Origin of the sequence: Mesorhizobium sp. M1143 (assembly GCF_040318435.1) — a bacterium.
In the GTDB taxonomy this organism is placed as follows: domain Bacteria; phylum Pseudomonadota; class Alphaproteobacteria; order Rhizobiales; family Rhizobiaceae; genus Mesorhizobium.
Map to the genome: position 1 here is coordinate 91,065 of NZ_JAMYMJ010000001.1, position 16,936 is coordinate 108,000.

A 16,936-nucleotide genomic window follows, 5' to 3' on the forward strand; every position below is an offset into this window, starting at 1 on the left:
CCAAGTTACTTCGCGAGCCAGGCCTTGAAGCGTTCTTCCAGCGCTTCCTTGTGCTCGGTCCAGAAGTCGTTGTCATAGGCGGCGCCGTACTGGAGGTGCTCCGGCGACGTCGGCAGGTTGGCCTTCCAGTCCGCGGGAATGAGGTCGGCGGCTTCCTTGCGACCGGTGCCATAGGCATAGAGCTTGGAGAAGCCGGCCTGATTTTCAGGGATGGAGAACCACTTGAGGAGATCCAGCCCGCCTTGCTGGTGCGGTGCGCCCTTCACCACGGCCCAGTAGTCGGTGCCGTAGAAGAAGCCGGCGTCCCATGCGATGGCGTAAGGCTTCTTCTCGTTGATGGCTTCGTTGGTGATGCGTGCATTGAACGCGTCGCTGAGCGTCACTTCGCCGCTGTCCAGGTTCTGGATGCCCTGCGTCGTGGTGGACCACCAGACGACGTTCGGCTTGATCTTGTCGAGCATGGCGAAAGCCCGGTCGACGCCTTCCGGCGTGGCCAGCACCTTGTACATGTCCTCGCGTTTCACGCCGTCGGCCATCAGCGCATTTTCCAGTGTGAACTGCGCTTGCTGGTAGAGGCCGCGCTTTCCTGGAAATTTCTCGACGTTCCAGAAGTCCGCCCAACTCTTTGGCGCGGCGTCGCCCTTATAGACATCCGTGTTGTAGGCAAGAACCGTTGCCCATGTGTCGGACGCGACACCGCATTCATGCAGGGTGCCTGGGAGATAATTCGCCGCGTCGCCGGTGATCTCGGGCGTCAGCGGGACGAACAGGCCTTCGGCGCAGCCGACTTCCATGGCGGGCGCTTCCACCGAGACGACGTCGTAGGTAATGTTGCCCGCCTGCACCTGGGCACGCACCTTGGCGACCTCGCCGCCCCACTCTTCCATGATGATCGGGACGCCCGTCTTTTCGGTATACTTGTCCCAGACTCCATCCTTGTAGGCCTTGTCCCATGTACCACCCCAGCCGACCACCGTGACGGGATCGGCCGCGGACGCGGCAAAAGTGGAGGTCGCGAGGCAGATCGCGGCGGCAGATACGGCTTGCAGATAAGTCCTCATCGCAGTTCCCCTTTCTTATCATTGTAGATTTGATCAAATTTCAAACGCAAAATGGATTGATTTGCAACAGGAATTTGCGATAGGGTGCAAGAAAGTTAAAAAGACAAGGGAATTTGATCGAATGCTGCAAGGCACTAGAGACGTGCGCGCCAATGTCAGTCTCGCTGCTGTTCTGGACGAGGCGCGACAGTGTTTCGCTGACGCCAACCCGAACAGCCTGGCGCGCCAGAACGAGGCCGCGGCATCGTTGCCGGGCGGCAATACGAGGGCTGTACTTTGGTACCCGCCATTCCCTGTTTCGTTCGTCTCCGGCGAGGGCTGCAGGGTCACCGATCTCGACGGCCATACCTATGTCGATCTGGTCTCGGAATACAGCGCCGGCTTCTACGGCCACTCCGACAAGGCGATTTCGGCGGCCCTTGTGGACGTCATACAGGGCGGCATCATGCTGGGTGCACCCAACCGCTACGAGGCGCGCCTGGCAGCGGCGGTGGTCGAGCGTTTTCCAGCCATCGAGCGCGTGCGCTTCTGCAACTCGGGCACCGAGGCGAACATCATGGCGATTTCCGCCGCTCGCGCCATCACGAAGCGTTCGAAGATACTCGCCTTCCGGGAAGGCTATCACGGCGGCGTACTGACTTTTGCGCATGGCGGCTCACCGCTCAATTTGCCTTTCCCCTTTGTCTTCGCCGACTACAACGATAGTGCAGACGCCGTGGCGCTCATCAAGGAACAGGGCGACGAGCTTGCCGCCGTCATCGTCGAACCGATGATGGGCGGCGGCGGCTGCATCCCGGCGACCCGCGAGTTCCTGCAGGCGCTGCGCACAGCGACGAAGGAGACCGGCGCGCTGCTGATCTTCGACGAGGTCATGACCTCGCGCCTCGACTATCGAGCGCTCCATGGCGCGCACGGAATTTTTCCCGATTTCGTGACGCTCGGAAAGTACATCGGCGGCGGTGCGAGTTTTGGCGCATTCGGTGGACGCGCCGACCTCGTCGACCGCTTCGATCCGGCTTTGCCTGGTGCGTTCTCGCATGGCGGGACGTTCAACAACAATATTCTCAGCATGGCTGCTGGTTTCACCGGTCTGACGCAGGTGCTGACGCAAGAGGCGAGCCGCGCCATCAATGCGCGCGGCGATCGCTTGCGTGAAGCGATGAACGTCTCACTTGAACGACATGGCGTCGAGGGCATCGTCATAGGGCGCGGGTCGTTGATGAACCTGCATTTCGTCAGGGGGCCGGTGGACACGCCGGCGCGGCTCGACGATGCCGATCCATCGGTGATTGCGCTGTGGCATATCGAGATGCTGTTGCGAGGGTATTACGTGACGCCGCGCGGCATGCTGGCGTTGTCACTGCCATTTGGCGACGCCGAACTCGACGGCTTCGCCGCCGCATTCGACGATTTCCTGTCGAGCAACCTCAAAATACTGCCCCGCCGGACAAACTGATGCTCGATCGCAAGGATGCCACCGCCGGCTCGGCCGCGCAAAAGACAGCTCATGTTCGTGTCCATACGGGCTTGAAGGAAGCACTGATGAACGGTGACTTCCTGCCCGGCCAAAGACTGGTCGTGCGACAGCTTGCCGAACAGTACCGGACCAGCGCCATGCCGGTGCGCGAGGCCTTGCGGCAACTCGTCAGCGACGAGGCGATGTTCGACCACCCAAACCGGGGCGTCATCGTCCCCGAGGCCACGGTGGCGCGTATTTCGGATCTCGTGCGTGTGCGCTGCAGCGTCGAAGGGACGGCGGCCGAATGGGCTGCGACGACCATCACGCCCGAAGAACTCGATGAATTGGCGAAGCTGAACAGCCTGATGCGCGAGTGCGTCGAGAGCAACGTCATGGCTAACTATCTCGGCCTGAACAGGCGCTTCCATTTCACGATGTACCATGCCGCGCGGTCACCTCTCATCCAGCAGATCATCGAGAAATTGTGGCTGCAGGCAGGACCGTTCTTGAACATCGTCCGCTCGGACGTGACCTACGGCCTGGGCCTGGACCATCACGACGAAATGCTCGCGGCGCTGCGTCGCGCCGATGGCGCGGCTGCGCGCAAGGCCCTGGTGGCCGATCTGCGCGAGGCCGCCGACATCATTCTTCGCGCCGCGGCGGCGGCTGAGGCGCAGCCTGCTCGAAAGCGCCCGACTTCGGTGCGCCGTGATCCGAAGGCGCAGGCGCGGTGATGGGCGGATCTCCGCGTGGGCCGGTTCACGTCGAGTTTCGCGGCGTCAGCAAGCGCTACGGGCATGCGGTCCAGGCGGTGCGCCAGCTCGACCTGGAAATCGTGCGCGGCGAATTCCTGACGCTGCTAGGCCCTTCCGGGTCCGGCAAGACGACGGCGTTGATGATGCTGGCAGGATTCGAAGATACGACCGAGGGCGAAATTCTCATTGACGGTCAGCGCATCGACAACGTTCCCGCCAATCGTCGCGGCATCGGCATGGTGTTCCAGAACTACGCGCTTTTCCCGCACATGACGGTCGCCGAAAATCTGGCTTTCCCGCTCGAGGTCCGCAAACTTGGCCGCGAGGAGGTCAGGCGACGTGTCGGGAACGTTCTCGACATGGTCCAGTTGCCCGAATTCGGCAATCGGCGGCCAGCGCAGCTTTCGGGCGGGCAGCAACAACGTGTGGCGGTTGCCCGCGCCCTGATTTTCGAACCGCATCTTGTCTTGATGGACGAACCGCTTGGCGCCCTCGACAAGCAGCTGCGCGAGCAGATGCAGTTCGAGATCAAGGATATTCACGCCCGGCTGGGCGTGACCTTCGTCTACGTCACGCACGACCAGACTGAAGCGCTAACCATGTCGGACCGCATCGCGGTGTTCAGCGCCGGCCGCATCGAGCAACTGTCGACGCCGCGCGAACTGTACGAGCGTCCCGCGGCGAGCTTTGTCGCAAGCTTCATCGGTGAGAACAACCGCATGTTCGGCGCCGTGCTGGCCGGAAGCGAGGATGGCGGCGTATACGTCCGTCTCGACGACGGCGACGTTGTGTTGAACGCCATGTCCTGCGGTGCTGCGCTTTCTGCGGGTGTCAGGGTGACGCTGTCGATAAGGCCCGAGCGCCTGTCCGTTCTGCAGGACGGCGTCACGGCGCTCAACGAGATTCCGGCGACGGTCGTTCAATCAATCTACGTCGGCGATCATGTCCGGCTCGTCGCCGCGACCGCGAGCGGCCAGAAATTCATCGTCAAGCTTGCTACTTCGTCGTCTCAGCCGAAGCTCGATCCGGGTACGGCGATCCGGCTGGGCTGTGGCCGCGAGGATTGCCTCGCGCTCGATCGATAACACCAAAAGGCAGACAAGGGAGACCCGATCATGAAGAAATCGCCGAAAGTCGTCATCACCTGTGCGGTCACCGGATCGATTCACACGCCGACCATGAGCCCCTATCTGCCGATAACGCCTACCGAGATCGTCGACGCGGCTGTCGGCGCAGCCGAAGCTGGCGCCTCGGTGATCCATCTGCATGCCCGCGACCCCGAGACGGGCAAGCCGACCCCCGATCCTAAGCTCTTCATGGACTTCCTGCCGCGCATCAAACAGCAGACCAACGCCGTGATGAACATCTCTACCGGCGGCGGCCTCAAGATGACGCTCGACGAGCGTCTCGAAGCCGCCCATGCCGCCAAGCCCGAACTCTGCTCGCTCAACATGGGGTCGATGAATTTCGCCTTGCATCACATCGCGCCGAAATACACCGACTGGAAGCACGACTGGGAGAAGGGCTACCTGGAAGATACCAAGAAGGGCATCGTCTCCAACACGTTCGAGCAGATCGAGCGCATCATTGTCGAGGTCGGCCAGGCCTATGGCACCAAGTTCGAGTTCGAGTGCTATGATGTCAGTCACCTCTACACGCTGGCGCACTTTCTCGACCGCAAGCTGCTGAAGCCGCCGCTTTTCGTCCAGACGATCTTCGGACTTCTGGGCGGAATCGGCGCCGACGCCGAAGACATGATGCACATGCGCAGGACGGCGGACAGGCTGTTCGGAGACGACTATCTCTGGTCGATCCTTGCCGCCGGCAAGCACCAGATGAACCTCTGCACGATGGGTGCGATCATGGGTGGCAATGTGCGTGTCGGGCTGGAAGACAGTCTCTATATCGGCAAGGGCGCGCTTGCCAAGAGCAATGCCGAGCAGGTCGCCAAGATCAAGCGCATCCTTGGCGAACTGTCGCTTGAAATCGCAACCCCCGACGAAGCCCGCCAGTTGCTGGATCTCAAGGGCGGAAACGAGGTCGGGTTTTGACGCCCCCGATTGAAACCTATGTCGGCGTCGTCCATCCTTGGATGTGTGACGCGATGGGCCATCTCAACGTCCGTCACTACGTCGCTATGTTCGACGACGCCAGTTTCCAGCTGCTTGGCAGGATCGCCGATCCCCGTTTGACGCCGACGCTCGGCTGGGCGGATGTGAGGATGGAGATCGACTACGTGCACGAAACCGAGGTGGGAACTCTGATCACCGTTCGCACCGTTATAGAAAAGCTTGGGAAGTCGTCGCTGACCTATCTGCATGAAATGCGCGGCACGCTGGACGATGTGCTGCATGCACGCATGCGCACCGTAACGGTGCGCTTCGATCTTCAAGCGCGGAGCAAGATCGAGATCGAAGGCGAAGCCCGACAGGCGTGCGCGAAACTCCCGAGGGGTGAAGTCGATACGCGTGGGTGACGGCGAGAATGTCTGAGGGCATCGTTAGCGGCATTGGCGTGACTTGAGCGAGATGCTCTAGGTCGCGGAAGGCTTCTACTCGCCATAGGAAGGGCAAAATATAGCCGCTATTGCACAGACACCGCATTGGGCGGCCGCCACAATCGGGCCATTGCGTACGATAGCGGGGTTGAAGTGGTAGCGGGACATCGCAAGACCTACTACTGAGGGGGGCGCTCTTTGCTATCGTCAGCCAGGGTGACGGCAAGTCGGTGTCGAGCGTCACGACGTTGAAAACCACGACTTGTCTCAATGATGGACCGGACGGACAGTTGAGCAAAATCAAATAATTACGGGAGATCGTGTGCAAAACTGCACACGCCTCGACCAGCCACAGCACAGCGGTTTTGAGCGAGCGCTCGACCGCGTCGCCGAGCTCATCGTGGCGCGAGGCGACCATGGCGAGGCATGTGCTCCCGCCATACGACCATTTGGAGCCCGCCCTGGAGGATCATCGAGCAAAGGAACAACGCCTCGCCGCAGTGCGCCAGCGTGTCATACAATCCCAGGATCGAACGGCAACACGATCTTCCAGGCCGATGTCAGCGACCGTCCGTGATGCATACTTAGGGGATTTGGGGAATAATCACAGCAGGACCGGATAGCTCGCGCGCTTCGAGGGCCCGATGCAGGTCTTGAACCTGGGTCCACTCGAACCGGGAGTAGGAATTGGTATCGGACATTCCGTCCGACATGGCCTTAAACAGGTTGGCGGCGTTCTCCCGAAATTGCGCCGCTGCCGCGTTGTGCGGAAAAATGGAAGGCCTCGTCAGGAAGAGACGGCCTCTGCGGTTCAAGAGTTCCGGATCGATCGCCGGAGCCGGTCCGGATGCCATGCCAAGACAATGACAGTTCCGAAAGGGGTGGCCAGATCCAGCGAAGACAGGAATGTGTCTTTGCCTATTGAATCCAAAACTGCGTCGACCTTGGTACCTCCGGTCCATTCGACAATTTCGTCCTCCCAGCCTTTTCTGGAATAGTTGACAGCGAACGCACATCCGTTGGCTTTCGCCAACGAACATTTCTCGTCCGATCCGACCGCCCCAATGACGGTTGCCGCTAGCTTACTGGCCCAACTCGCCAGGATGGAGCCGACACCGCCGGGAGGGGCGCAGGAGCACCAGATGCCCATTCCACGGGGAACGTCTTTTGTATCAGATACTGCGCCGTCAGACCTTTGAAGAAGTGGGCGGCGATCACTTCGTCCGAAAGACCATCGGGAACGGCAACCAGCTTCTCGGCGTTGACGGTCCTGAATGTCGCGTAGGCTCCTGTGCCCGCGCTCATATATGCGACCCGATCGCCGATCTTGAACTCCTCTACTGAGGAATCCAGATCCTCAACCACTCCCACTGCCTCATGTCCCAGGCCAGTATTCAAGAGAAGCGCGCTATGCCCTTGCGTTGCGATATATCGATAAAATTGAAGCCTATGGCAATCTGCCGAATGGTCACTTCTCCACGGCCGGGTGGCCCCAACTCCAAGTCAGCAAAGTGCATGACCTCCGGGGGCCATGGTGTCTATCCGAACAACTTGAGCGTTGGGCATTGGAAATTTCTCCTGTCGTCATCGACCGAGATGGGCATCCGGCCTTTTGCCGGGTCATCGCGGACGTATACGAATGTCGCGACCTCTTGCCGGCAGGCCATCATGATTGTGCGAACCAATATTTGGTTTCGGCACTGAAGGGCTGGGCCACGTCGCTCCTTGAAAGACCCGAGTACCGGCAGGCCGACAGCTTGATCAAGTTCGGGCAAAAAGTCCTGTCACGTGTTGCGACCGCTCAGTCATCTGCGCCGGCGCAAGCCTGCATCGGTTAAAGCGAAACCTTGCTTCGCATTGTTCAAATTGCGTTCAGTCGCGACGTCGGCTCTTGCTCAGCAGGGGCGCAGAGTTTGTTGCGCGTCCCTACGAATTGAATCTGCCTGCCAATACTGGATCGTGGAGATGTCCTACAAACTGATCGTGCAGCAATTTGCGGACGAGATCGCCGTACTAGACGGCGAAACAATTCTCGAAGCGGCGATGCGCACCGGGCACTACTGTCCTTCGGACTGCAGAAACGGAGTTTGCGGCGAGTGCAAATGCGCTCTCATCTCCGGTTCCGTGGACATGAAGCAGTACCTGGATGTCGCTCTGAACGAGGATGAGAAGCAACAGGGTTATATTCTCGGCTGCCGCTCGATGCTGCGAAAGCGATTGCGAAATTGCCCTGCTTGAGCGGGAAGAACGCGTGCGCTGGCGACAAGCGTCGCCCGATGGGCACGAGCCGCTAACAAAAAAGCGCCCCATGAGACCAAACGGCCTCTCCATCGCAGGTACGAAAATGGAAAAGAAGCAGAACTTTCACAGCTTTGTGTTGATACCGATGCTCGGCAGCGTCGGCGGTGAAGGCTCCGTTCTAGCCGCTTACCCGGATATGACGGCGATGCAGCAGATCGGTCATCTCCTGTTCGAGCACATCCATCCGCCATCACGTCGCGGCACTGAGTTACCCAGCCGCGATCCGCTGACCCCAACGGTATGAACCCGGACCATCTTTGTTATTGAAAACCCGCTTTCGGCGGGCGTATAAAACTCGACGTTACCATTGCTTTTTGTAGGGAGGCTGTGATGGATAACGTGATACCAATCCGCAAAGTATTGCCTTGCGTGGAAGTCGTCGAAGCCTGCGGCGAATGGTCCGTTCGTGTGGCCGAGGAAGACCAGGAAATTACCCGATCATTCGTGATTGAATCATTCGCGCTGTCCTTCGCAGAAGGCCAACGGATACGCCTGCATCTCGACAAGTTCGTTCGCCTGTAAGAACGATCTCATTCCCGGCAGGTGATGTGGCACGAGAAACCGGATCACCTGCCGCTAGAATTCGACCAATGAGCGCCGGCCGCCCTCAGCTAATTGATTGCCGCGTCGATGCGTTTGCCGAAAATGTCGGCCATTGAGCGGGAATACGTGGCGGTCAGGTGATCGGTGTCGCGCCAGACAAAAACATTGCCGATGACCGCAGGGCAAATGTTGCCCGGGCATACAATGTCGCTGAAGTCGACGAGCGGCACATGCGGGTAGAGGCGCTGGGCAACTACCACGGGATCCCGATCACGTGCCGATTTATATGGAACAGAGCAGTGGCCGTCCCGAGCCATGCACCGCTCCGGGTTCGTTCCCCAAGCTGGTGTGTCGGCTATTACCACCACCTTAATGCCCAATGCCTCAATGCTGCGCCATAGCTGCACCAACGTATCGCTCACGGGCACTTGGCTTCCGTCGTCGGGATAAGCACGTAAAACGTCTCTCTGCCCGAAAATGATGATGTCTGGCCTTTGTTGTCGAATAATTCGCAGCATATGCTGACCCCAGGTCAGGCAATCTGGAAACGGACGGTCGCTGTCAGACATCATGATCATGGTAGGAAATAGCGGGCATCCGGGCTTGGTAAAACTCTCCGCATTCCAACCTCGATCCGACGCCGCCACCTGAAACGCCGGAAGCCAGTGCTCTGCGTGCGAATCGCCAACCAGGAACACCTTGAGCCGCCCATTTGGATCGCCAACCTGGCAACCGACAGGTTCGCCGTTTTCGCGAGGCGGGCGGCAGCTGTCCGTTTGTGGCTTATCCTGCTTTATTGTCGGCAGCGAAGGAGCATAGGCCGCTACGGTCGGCACCGGCCTGTTGGTGAACAAGGACCTAGCCCCTGGATAGTCATTCGGGTTGTCCGAGATCAATGCTTGTTGCCGGGCGATTTCTATCGAGACAGCGCAAAATGCGATTAGAGGCACCAAAGGAACCGGGGCAAAAACGGCCAGCCACTCGACCAGTCGGGGGCGTGATCGCAACGATGCGCGGTGGCGGAAACGGTCCTCGACATGAACCTTGGTGATGGCGGCTAGACCGACGCTTGCTGCAAGGATGGCCAGGCCGCCCCAAAGGCCGATCGCTTCGCCACTTTGCTGGGTGAAAAAAACGATGATTGGCCAATGCCAAAGATAGAGCGAGTAAGAGATGTCGCCGAGGAATTGGAACGGTCGTGACTTGAGCAAAGCAAAGGCGCTGAACGACGACTGGCTTTGACCAGAGACGATCACCAACGCGGTCCCAACGGTCGGCAACAGCGCCGCATAGCCGGGGAAGGGTGTCTTGGTCGAGAACAGAAAGGCGGCTGCGAGAATCGAGCCGACGCCGGCAAACCCAAGCAATCGCCGCGCTCGTACCCCGATCCGTGTGTCGGCTGACTCCGGCACCATGGCACACAGCAGAGCGCCGAGCGCCAGCTCCCACATGCGGGTGTGAGTGACGAAATACGCCCGCGCCGGGTCAACAAGCGTGAGCCATACGGAGGTGGCAAGCGAGGCGATGAAGATTGCGCCTAGCACGGCGGCCAGCAAGGGTCGCCAAGGCCTGTGGACTTTTCGTGAAAGCCACAGGAGGCCGATGATCAGCCCCGGCCAGACAACGTAGAATTGTTCTTCGATCGACAGCGACCAGTAATGTTGGACCGGGCTCGGCGCGCTCGTCATCGCCAGGTAATCAATCGCCTTCGCTGCGAGCCGCCAGTTCTCCAATTGAAAGGCGCTGTGCACCAGTTCATTCGTGCCGTCCCTCCATAGCGCGGAGGGTAGATAGAGCGGGGTCGCCAAGCCCACCAGCAGAAGGACAAGCATCGCGGCAGGCAAGAGGCGCCGCGCCCGGCGAACATAGAAACCAAGTAGGTCCATTCTTCCGGTGTCCTCCACCTCCCGCAGCAGGACGCCGGTGATCAAGAAACCAGAAATGACAAAAAACACGTCAACGCCGACATAGCCGCCGGGGGCCAGCCACGGCCAGACATGGAACAAAGCGACTGAGCAGACAGCGATAGCACGCAGCCCCTGGATCTCAGGCCGGAAATTCGACTTGCTCAAATACTTGCTTCCGGTTGCTGCTAGGCTCGCGCTTATACAGAATGAACGAATGGAACAAGTAGCCCCCAATAACAACCTCAGCACTCAATTTGGCATCGGTTGGGACCAGAAAAGCGAAAAGCCCCGGATACCGTGAGGCGCCGGGGCGAAGTCGGATAGTTGGTTTCATGTCGTCGCCAATCAGCCGCCGCGCAGCGCCCACCAGATATCAGACCAGTACGCGGTGACAAGGGAGGCTAGCGCCGCCGCAGCCATGCCTGTTACGCCGAGAGCACCGAGCCCCATCAGTTTCCACCGGGTGACCTCCGCTGTCACGGCCTTCACCTCAGTCATGTCTTCACTGAGGGATTTCACTGCGCCTTCGGTCTGGGAAAGACGCTCCACCAACTCGTCGGTCTTGGCGTACATCTTCGATCGGCTGGCGGCGGCGCGCTGTTCGGATTGCTCGTAGCTCAGCGCGGCCCGGGCGTCGCTATCTTTGATATCGCGCCGGATTTCGGTGACGTCCCGCTGGACACCCTCCAAAGCGGCGACGAGGCCGCCTACCATCATCTCCAGGCTCTTCGTCGCCGATGTTGGCATGTCAGGCTTTCCATGCGCACAGCTTGGCGCCCTTTTCGTTTGGGCCAAGACCTGGCTCACCTCGCCGTCTGAAAGCGCCGCGATTGCTTCGGCGGACAGGCGGATCGGGTGCTCGACCGCGCAAAACGAGCCGCCTATCGTCGTGCAGCCGGCAATCGCGACGAGCACCGCAAGGGCTATTGCTTTGGTGACCATTTGCCCAGCCTCCCCCGGTTGTCGTCCGGCGCGCGACCGGCGACGGCATCATCGATCTCGTCGGCTTGGGTTGCGGCGATCACGTTGGCCGCCGCCTGCTTGTTGCGTTCGGCCTTGGCGCCGGCAAGCCGCTGTTGAAAGCCGAAGCCAAGCGCGCCGATGATGGTCGCGCCAAAGGCAAGCACGGTTGGGTTGTTCAGGAGCCATGCGATGACCGCGCTCATAGCGGCCACCAGAACCGGACGGCAAACCCGGCGCTGAGGACCAGGTTGATAGCGCCGACGGTGCGCAGCAGGCGATCGAACGCCGGGATGAGCAGTTCGCGAAAGCCTTCCATCACTCAGCAACCTCCGCCTTGATCTGGCGCACCGCCGCGACGATCTGGGAGCGCCGCAAGAGCAAGATCAGGATGAAGACGATGAGGACGCCGCCGCCCGCAGAACGGCCTTCCAGTCATGCCGGCAAGCCAGCCAAGCCCAAGCGCGCCGGAACCGAAGAGGCCGGTCAACCAGGACAGGAAGCCGGATTTCTCCTTGACCTTCGGGAACAACAGGCTTCGGCACCTCCACCGGCACCTCAACCCTGATCTGCGGCGGCGATGCAGGCAGTGCGGAGATCAGCATGGCATCGCGACGCACGGCTGCCATGCGGGCCGTCCAGCCCTTGCCAAAGGTCAGCCAAAGGAGCTTGCCGGTCTCTTGTTCTTGGCCCGCCTCATGAAGCCGAGACGCGCATCACAATAGGCGTCGATGATGACGCCGGCAGGCTTGGCGCCGATCGCCTTGAGGCTGTCCGGTCCTAGTCGGCCGTCGACCCTCGCGCCGGCCACGCGCTGGAGGTATTCTGCGGCTCGCTTTGGACCCGAATTGAGCGCGAAATCGAAGGCGGGATAGTCGACGCCGGCCGGAAGCTCCGAGCCGTGCACCGCATCCCAAAACTGGCGGCGATAGACCGTTGCAAGCTGGGTATCGGTGATAGCCTTCAGGTCGGCCTTGGTGCCGCTGGGCTTGATATAGGCGCGGAAGGTCTCCAGCGCCACACCTTTCGTGGTGGCGCCGCCAGGATCGGCCGGATTGTCCGACCAGAGCCCTTCCGATTTGAGAACGAGCGCGAGCGCCCGCACGAAATTGCGGTCCATGTGTAAGCCTCTTGAGGTTGCATTTGAAAGAAGGTAACCGCTATTTTGCGGCCAGGGCGGGATGTCTAATGTCTGTATTCTCTAAATGGTTCAAAGACGCGCGCGCGAAACTGCCCGATAATGTGTCGGTTGGCCGCCACACTTATGGCGTCACTTGGCGGAAGGTGCTTTTTCCGACTAATGAAGCCCCTCTAAATGTGGGTAGCTTCTGCTCTGTTGCTGGCCAAGTGCTGTTCATGTGCACCGGCCAACACCAGACGAAGAGTGCCACTTCATTCCCGATCTATAGCCGCGTCCTGAAGCAGCCTGAGCCTTTACCCAACGCTGGCAAGCCTGGGGGCATCACGATCGGCAACGATGTTTGGATTGGCCACGGTGCCATTATATTGCCAGGCGTGACAGTCGGCGACGGCGCTGTTGTGGGTGCCGGCTCCGTCGTCACCAAGTCTGTCGAGCCCTATGCGATAGTGGCCGGCAATCGCGCGCAAGTTATCCGCAGCCGGTTCCCTGCTGATACCGTTGCGCAATTGCTGGAAATACAGTGGTGGTTGTGGGACGACGATAAGATCAAGAGCGAGGCAGCTACTCTCAGCGGTCCGATCGAGACTTTCATCGCAAAGCACGCCACTCGATGAGGGACATCTTCGGTTACATCGCGTATGGCGAAAACGAATTGTACCATCGCGGCGCGTTGCTGAGCGCACTCAAGCTTTTGTATCATTGTCCAGAAGCAAAGATCATTGTTGCGACGGACAGGCCCGAATTGTTTGTCGACTATCCCATGGAGACGTTGCTTCTGACTGACATGCAGAAAGAGGCTTGGTCCTTCAGCGGTCAATATCATTTTGGCATCAAGGCCCGGGCGTTGATCAAACTCCTGAGGATGACCGACCGCCTCATTTTTATGGACTCAGACCACTACCCAGCGGGATTTCTATCTCATGCCTCCGAAGGCATTTCGCCTAAGCATTCAGTGATGCGACGCCTAGAGAAACCCCACAAATGGACGCCTGTGCTGGAAGGGGAAGGCCTTAGGATCGGCGAACATGTTATCACGGGCCGCGAACCTATGTGGCAAAGCGGCATTCTCGGATTGCATCGAGACAATCTTCCCGCTCTGATGGACGCGTATCCACCGATGCTTGCTGTCCATCAGATATCGAAAATTGACGCTGCGGAGCAGTTCTGCATCGGCATAGCCTTGTCCTTGGGGGGGCGGACGATCAGCCCGCATAAGCTCAAGATCAGGGACTATAATACACGAGGGAAGAAGGCGTTCGCAGAATCTCGTGTACATCGCTTCTTCTATGCATACGCTGCTGAGCCCGTTGCACGGCAAATCGTCGAGGCTGGCCGATATCGAATGTGGCGGACGCCGGTGGACATCATTCGTCAAAAACTCAAGGCGCGAGGATGACCGCAGGATCGAGCCCAAGAGCATGGACTAGTCCGACAGCGTCAGGATCGTCACTATAGACTTCTGGCCGATCCGGCGCGGACCAGCGGGCAAAATAGATTGGATTGCCCGTCAGCGCGGCATAGGCCTGCGCCATCTTGCCCGCGTCGATGATGCGAGCCTGTACAACCGATTCCAGGACCATGCGACGCACGGAAGGAACGGCACTCCACGCCTTGCCGCCCCAGACCTGGCGCGCATCTTCCGGTGCTTCTGGCATCTCGGTGCCATTTTCAGGCAACTTGACGTCTGCACCGTCAAAGCCGCCGAGATAGACGCCATCCGCGTCGACGAAGAATTTGGTCATATTTGCTGATCCCTTTACTCAGAATTTGTAATTGGTGTATGCCTTCGCCAAGCATGGTTATCGCCGTGAGGCAGAGATGTTTTATTTGGGGTTGGCGATCGGCTTTGCGTTGGGCATCGTAGCAATGTCAGCTGCCGTTTATTATTGGACGCACCACGATGATCTTGCGATCAGGCGGGGGGAAGAGCATTAGCCGCATAGGCCTTCCGCCGGCCAATGGCGGGCCCGCTACGATGGACGGAAGACGCATGCTCGGCGCAAGCCGAGGCCCCGCAATACGCCGTTCGTCACCGTCCCGACCACGGCCGGAACGGGCTTCGATGTGGGACGCGGTGCGATAATCACCGACGAGGCCACGCACACCAAGAACGTGGTGTTCCATCACCTGATGAGGCCAAGGTTGTCGTCGGGGACCCCGAACTGATCGTAGGCATGCCTCCGCTCATCACTGTCGGAACTGGGATGGACGCGCTCGCGCACTGCATCGAGGCGTTGTCGAGCGCCTACTATCATCCGATGTGCGACGCGATCGCCATCGAAGGTGTGCGCTTGATCTTCGAAAACCTTCCGAAGGCGTATTCGAATCCGAATGACGTCGAGGCCCATGGTGACCTGATCAGCGCTGCTGCGATGGGTGCTGTCGCCTTTCCGAAAGGGATGGGCGCCGTCCACGCACTCTCGCATCCGGTCGGCGCGCTCTACGACACACATCACGGTATGACCAATGGCGTTTTCCTGCCCTATGAGAAGACGCATGCAGGGACGACCCCCCGGGACAAGCACGTGGAGGACGGTGTGCGCATGTTTCGAGGTGGGAAGCATGACGGTGTAGTCGCGTTCGGCGGCGGGTCGGCGCTGGACACCGGCAAGACGATCGGCTTCATGGCGCGCATCAGAAGGGCATATTGTGGGATTACGACTTCCTCAACGGATATCGGGATCGCGCCGATCCATCCGCGATGGCGCCTCTCAGGACCGGATTGGCTCGTACGTCGGGAAACACCGCCGCCTCCATCGCGCGGTGCATCCAGATTTGCGTGGGTGTATTCGACGGCGCCCGGATACGGCGTAGCGCATGGGATTCCGAGAACAACAATCGGCATCAAGGTCCTCGAGATTGTTACACGCCGCGACGAAGTTCGGCCGGACCCCAGGAAATCGCCGATGCAAAAGCTTGGGGCGTAAGGTTCTTTTCGGCGCAGACCGTCCGTCAAAAAGGCATTCAGCCGATCCTGGATGCCATTCCTTCGGAGTCTAATGTCCACATAAACCTCGACTTCGACGGGCTCGACCCATCAATCATGCCTGCTGAATTTTGTTCCCGCCGGGCGGGGTGTTGTACTGGGAGGTCGTGGATCTGATGAAAGGTGTTGCGGCGAAAGCAACGATATGCAGCATCGCGGCCGTGGAATTTGTTCCGTCGAAAGATCCGGACGGCAATTCCGCATTGACCGCGGGGCGGATCATATCATTGGCCATCGGCTCCATCCTGAAGAAAACATCGGTTTAGACGTCGGGCGGAACCACCGCGTCTGGTCGCAACAAAAAGCCGAGGTAAACATCCCACCCCGCAAGGTAGAGGGCTGTCCGGTCGCGGGCTTCATTGGCGCACAAGGATCGCAGGCTTTTTGCTAGACATGTTCCGACGCGGCCCAGCCAGGATTGAGGTTTGGCGCGTCCGGCGCGATCGGTGCTTCAGTCGGCATGAAGCCAGTCAGCAGCGACAAACGATGCTTATCAACCAAACGCATGAAACTCAACGGTATAGACATCGGCTACTTGGGTTTCTCCTTAAGCTTTTCATCCCCGAAAGAATTGCCTCCCAGCTGCGGCTCGATATCCGAAGCTTGACGATTCTATCCCACATCCGCCTTACGTCCGCACCCTCAGCGCCTGCTCCAGCCTGTCGGCAATCTGTGTGACGATATAGGCAATCACCATGTAGATCACGACGGCAATCACGAAGGCTTCGAGGTAGTAGTAGTTCAGGGCGGCGGTCAGCTGGGACTGGGCGAAGATATCGACGACCTCGATGGCGAATCCGAGAGAAAGCGCCTTCATGATGACCATCATCGAAGTCGTCAGGTCGGGAATTGCGGTGAGGGCCACCTGGGGAAACAGGATACGTCGAAACAGTTGGCCGCCCGTATAGCCGAGCGAATGGGCCGCGTCCGACTGACCGGTGTCGAATGCATTCAGGGCTCCCTTGATAATCTCTGATTGGAACGCGGCGACACAGCCGGTAATCGCAACGACAAGAATGACCCAATTGGGGGTTTCGTGAGCGTTGAAGTTGATCCCGAGCAACGAGAACAGGAACTGGAATGCGGGCGGCAGACCGAAATAGGCGAGGAAAATCACGATGACCATTGGAACGCCCTTGAAGACGATCTTGTAAGTCATGATGAGCTCTCGCAGAACCGGCACCCGTCTGTATTCGATCAGCGCGAATATGCTGCCGACTATCGTCGACAGGACGAAAATCAAGAGTGCCATTCCAACGGTCACGGGTACGGCACTCAGAATTTCCTGCGTGTCCTGGAGCAAAATATCGGTATCAAACATGGTTG

22 protein-coding genes and 1 pseudogene are annotated in these 16,936 nt (G+C 59.4%); 13 read left to right on the forward strand and 10 right to left on the reverse strand.

Annotated elements, in window-relative coordinates; genetic code table 11:
- Positions 1-5: 5 nt before the first annotated feature.
- On the reverse strand, positions 6-1,061 hold the full coding sequence (locus NKH35_RS00395) for an ABC transporter substrate-binding protein (protein WP_023696855.1): 1,056 nt from the start codon (positions 1,059-1,061) through the stop codon (positions 6-8).
- Positions 1,062-1,182: 121 nt separating this feature from the next.
- Between NKH35_RS00395 and NKH35_RS00400 the strand changes: the two genes are divergently transcribed.
- From NKH35_RS00400 to NKH35_RS00420, 5 genes are read left to right on the forward strand one after another with little or no spacing between them, the layout of a single operon-like run.
- Positions 1,183-2,517, forward strand: coding sequence for an aspartate aminotransferase family protein (locus NKH35_RS00400; RefSeq protein WP_023711045.1), 1,335 nt, complete (start codon positions 1,183-1,185; stop codon positions 2,515-2,517).
- Positions 2,517-3,254, forward strand: a complete 738-nt coding sequence (locus NKH35_RS00405; RefSeq protein ID WP_023696853.1) for a GntR family transcriptional regulator — start codon at positions 2,517-2,519, stop codon at positions 3,252-3,254. The genes NKH35_RS00400 and NKH35_RS00405 overlap by 1 nt, the downstream gene beginning before the upstream one ends.
- Complete coding sequence (locus NKH35_RS00410; RefSeq protein WP_031192955.1) at positions 3,254-4,360, forward strand: ABC transporter ATP-binding protein; 1,107 nt, start codon at positions 3,254-3,256, stop codon at positions 4,358-4,360. The genes NKH35_RS00405 and NKH35_RS00410 overlap by 1 nt, the downstream gene beginning before the upstream one ends.
- A gap of 30 nt (positions 4,361-4,390) precedes the next feature.
- Positions 4,391-5,326, forward strand: a complete 936-nt coding sequence (kce, locus tag NKH35_RS00415; RefSeq protein ID WP_023711047.1) for a 3,5-dioxohexanoate:acetyl-CoA acetone transferase — start codon at positions 4,391-4,393, stop codon at positions 5,324-5,326.
- 41 nt (positions 5,327-5,367) lie between these two features.
- On the forward strand, positions 5,368-5,751 hold the full coding sequence (locus NKH35_RS00420; protein ID WP_081740607.1) for an acyl-CoA thioesterase: 384 nt from the start codon (positions 5,368-5,370) through the stop codon (positions 5,749-5,751).
- 832 nt (positions 5,752-6,583) lie between these two features.
- Here NKH35_RS00420 and NKH35_RS00425 read toward each other — a convergent pair.
- Together NKH35_RS00425 and NKH35_RS00430 are read right to left on the reverse strand one after the other, a co-directional pair.
- Positions 6,584-6,922, reverse strand: a complete 339-nt coding sequence (locus NKH35_RS00425; RefSeq protein ID WP_196813676.1) for a zinc-binding dehydrogenase — start codon at positions 6,920-6,922, stop codon at positions 6,584-6,586.
- Positions 6,850-7,137 (reverse strand): MDR/zinc-dependent alcohol dehydrogenase-like family protein, encoded by a 288-nt coding sequence (locus NKH35_RS00430; RefSeq protein ID WP_023711051.1) that lies wholly within the window; start codon positions 7,135-7,137, stop codon positions 6,850-6,852. Before NKH35_RS00430 ends, NKH35_RS00425 begins: the two co-directional genes overlap by 73 nt.
- Before the next feature lie 600 nt (positions 7,138-7,737).
- Here NKH35_RS00430 and NKH35_RS00435 point away from each other — a divergent pair.
- The 3 genes from NKH35_RS00435 (at position 7,738) to NKH35_RS00445 (ending at position 8,595) form a co-directional block, all read left to right on the forward strand.
- Complete coding sequence (locus NKH35_RS00435) at positions 7,738-8,010, forward strand: 2Fe-2S iron-sulfur cluster-binding protein (RefSeq protein WP_031199198.1); 273 nt, start codon at positions 7,738-7,740, stop codon at positions 8,008-8,010.
- Between the two features lie 106 nt (positions 8,011-8,116).
- Positions 8,117-8,317 carry a hypothetical protein gene (locus NKH35_RS00440; protein ID WP_023711053.1) on the forward strand — a complete coding sequence of 67 codons (201 nt, stop codon included), beginning with the start codon at positions 8,117-8,119 and terminating at the stop codon, positions 8,315-8,317.
- Positions 8,318-8,403: 86 nt separating this feature from the next.
- Positions 8,404-8,595, forward strand: coding sequence for a hypothetical protein (locus NKH35_RS00445; RefSeq protein WP_031192958.1), 192 nt, complete (start codon positions 8,404-8,406; stop codon positions 8,593-8,595).
- Positions 8,596-8,684: 89 nt separating this feature from the next.
- Here the strand turns inward: NKH35_RS00445 and NKH35_RS00450 are convergent, their stop codons facing one another.
- The 4 genes from NKH35_RS00450 to NKH35_RS00465 form a co-directional block, all read right to left on the reverse strand.
- The gene (locus tag NKH35_RS00450) at positions 8,685-10,688 is read right to left on the reverse strand and encodes an acyltransferase family protein (RefSeq protein WP_023711055.1); all 2,004 of its coding nucleotides are present in this window, start codon (positions 10,686-10,688) and stop codon (positions 8,685-8,687) included.
- A 180-nt stretch (positions 10,689-10,868) separates the two neighbouring features.
- Positions 10,869-11,465, reverse strand: coding sequence for a DUF1515 family protein (locus tag NKH35_RS00455; RefSeq protein ID WP_245263986.1), 597 nt, complete (start codon positions 11,463-11,465; stop codon positions 10,869-10,871).
- Positions 11,447-11,689: a hypothetical protein gene (locus NKH35_RS00460; protein ID WP_023711057.1), complete on the reverse strand. Its 243-nt coding sequence runs from the start codon at positions 11,687-11,689 to the stop codon at positions 11,447-11,449. Before NKH35_RS00460 ends, NKH35_RS00455 begins: the two co-directional genes overlap by 19 nt.
- A 449-nt stretch (positions 11,690-12,138) precedes the next feature.
- Positions 12,139-12,603: a glycosyl hydrolase 108 family protein gene (locus NKH35_RS00465; protein WP_050588605.1), complete on the reverse strand. Its 465-nt coding sequence runs from the start codon at positions 12,601-12,603 to the stop codon at positions 12,139-12,141.
- A gap of 68 nt (positions 12,604-12,671) precedes the next feature.
- Here NKH35_RS00465 and NKH35_RS31980 point away from each other — a divergent pair, with 68 nt between their 5' ends.
- Together NKH35_RS31980 and NKH35_RS00475 are read left to right on the forward strand one after the other, a co-directional pair.
- Positions 12,672-13,238, forward strand: a complete 567-nt coding sequence (locus NKH35_RS31980) for a CatB-related O-acetyltransferase (protein WP_023711059.1) — start codon at positions 12,672-12,674, stop codon at positions 13,236-13,238.
- Positions 13,235-14,020 (forward strand): hypothetical protein, encoded by a 786-nt coding sequence (locus NKH35_RS00475; protein ID WP_023711060.1) that lies wholly within the window; start codon positions 13,235-13,237, stop codon positions 14,018-14,020. The genes NKH35_RS31980 and NKH35_RS00475 overlap by 4 nt, the downstream gene beginning before the upstream one ends.
- On the opposite strand, the gene NKH35_RS00480 is transcribed toward NKH35_RS00475, so the two are convergent.
- The gene (locus tag NKH35_RS00480) at positions 14,004-14,366 is read right to left on the reverse strand and encodes a hypothetical protein (protein ID WP_023711061.1); all 363 of its coding nucleotides are present in this window, start codon (positions 14,364-14,366) and stop codon (positions 14,004-14,006) included. The genes NKH35_RS00475 and NKH35_RS00480 overlap by 17 nt on opposite strands.
- Before the next feature lie 280 nt (positions 14,367-14,646).
- Between NKH35_RS00480 and NKH35_RS00485 the strand changes: the two are divergent.
- The 3 genes and pseudogenes from NKH35_RS00485 to NKH35_RS00495 all read left to right on the forward strand — a co-directional run.
- Positions 14,647-15,110, forward strand: a pseudogene (locus NKH35_RS00485) (iron-containing alcohol dehydrogenase); the annotation flags it as partial.
- 57 nt (positions 15,111-15,167) lie between these two features.
- Positions 15,168-15,551, forward strand: a complete 384-nt coding sequence (locus NKH35_RS00490) for a hypothetical protein (protein ID WP_245263991.1) — start codon at positions 15,168-15,170, stop codon at positions 15,549-15,551.
- Positions 15,524-15,727 (forward strand): arginase family protein, encoded by a 204-nt coding sequence (locus NKH35_RS00495; protein ID WP_352757875.1) that lies wholly within the window; start codon positions 15,524-15,526, stop codon positions 15,725-15,727. The genes NKH35_RS00490 and NKH35_RS00495 overlap by 28 nt, the downstream gene beginning before the upstream one ends.
- Here NKH35_RS00495 and NKH35_RS00500 read toward each other — a convergent pair.
- Together NKH35_RS00500 and NKH35_RS00505 are read right to left on the reverse strand one after the other, a co-directional pair.
- Entirely contained in the window at positions 15,666-15,845 is a 180-nt protein-coding gene (locus NKH35_RS00500) for a hypothetical protein (RefSeq protein WP_198025470.1), read from the reverse strand. The genes NKH35_RS00495 and NKH35_RS00500 overlap by 62 nt on opposite strands.
- Before the next feature lie 393 nt (positions 15,846-16,238).
- A complete protein-coding gene (locus tag NKH35_RS00505; protein ID WP_023669865.1) occupies positions 16,239-16,931 on the reverse strand; it encodes an amino acid ABC transporter permease in 693 nt (230 codons plus the stop codon).
- Positions 16,932-16,936: the final 5 nt, after the last annotated feature.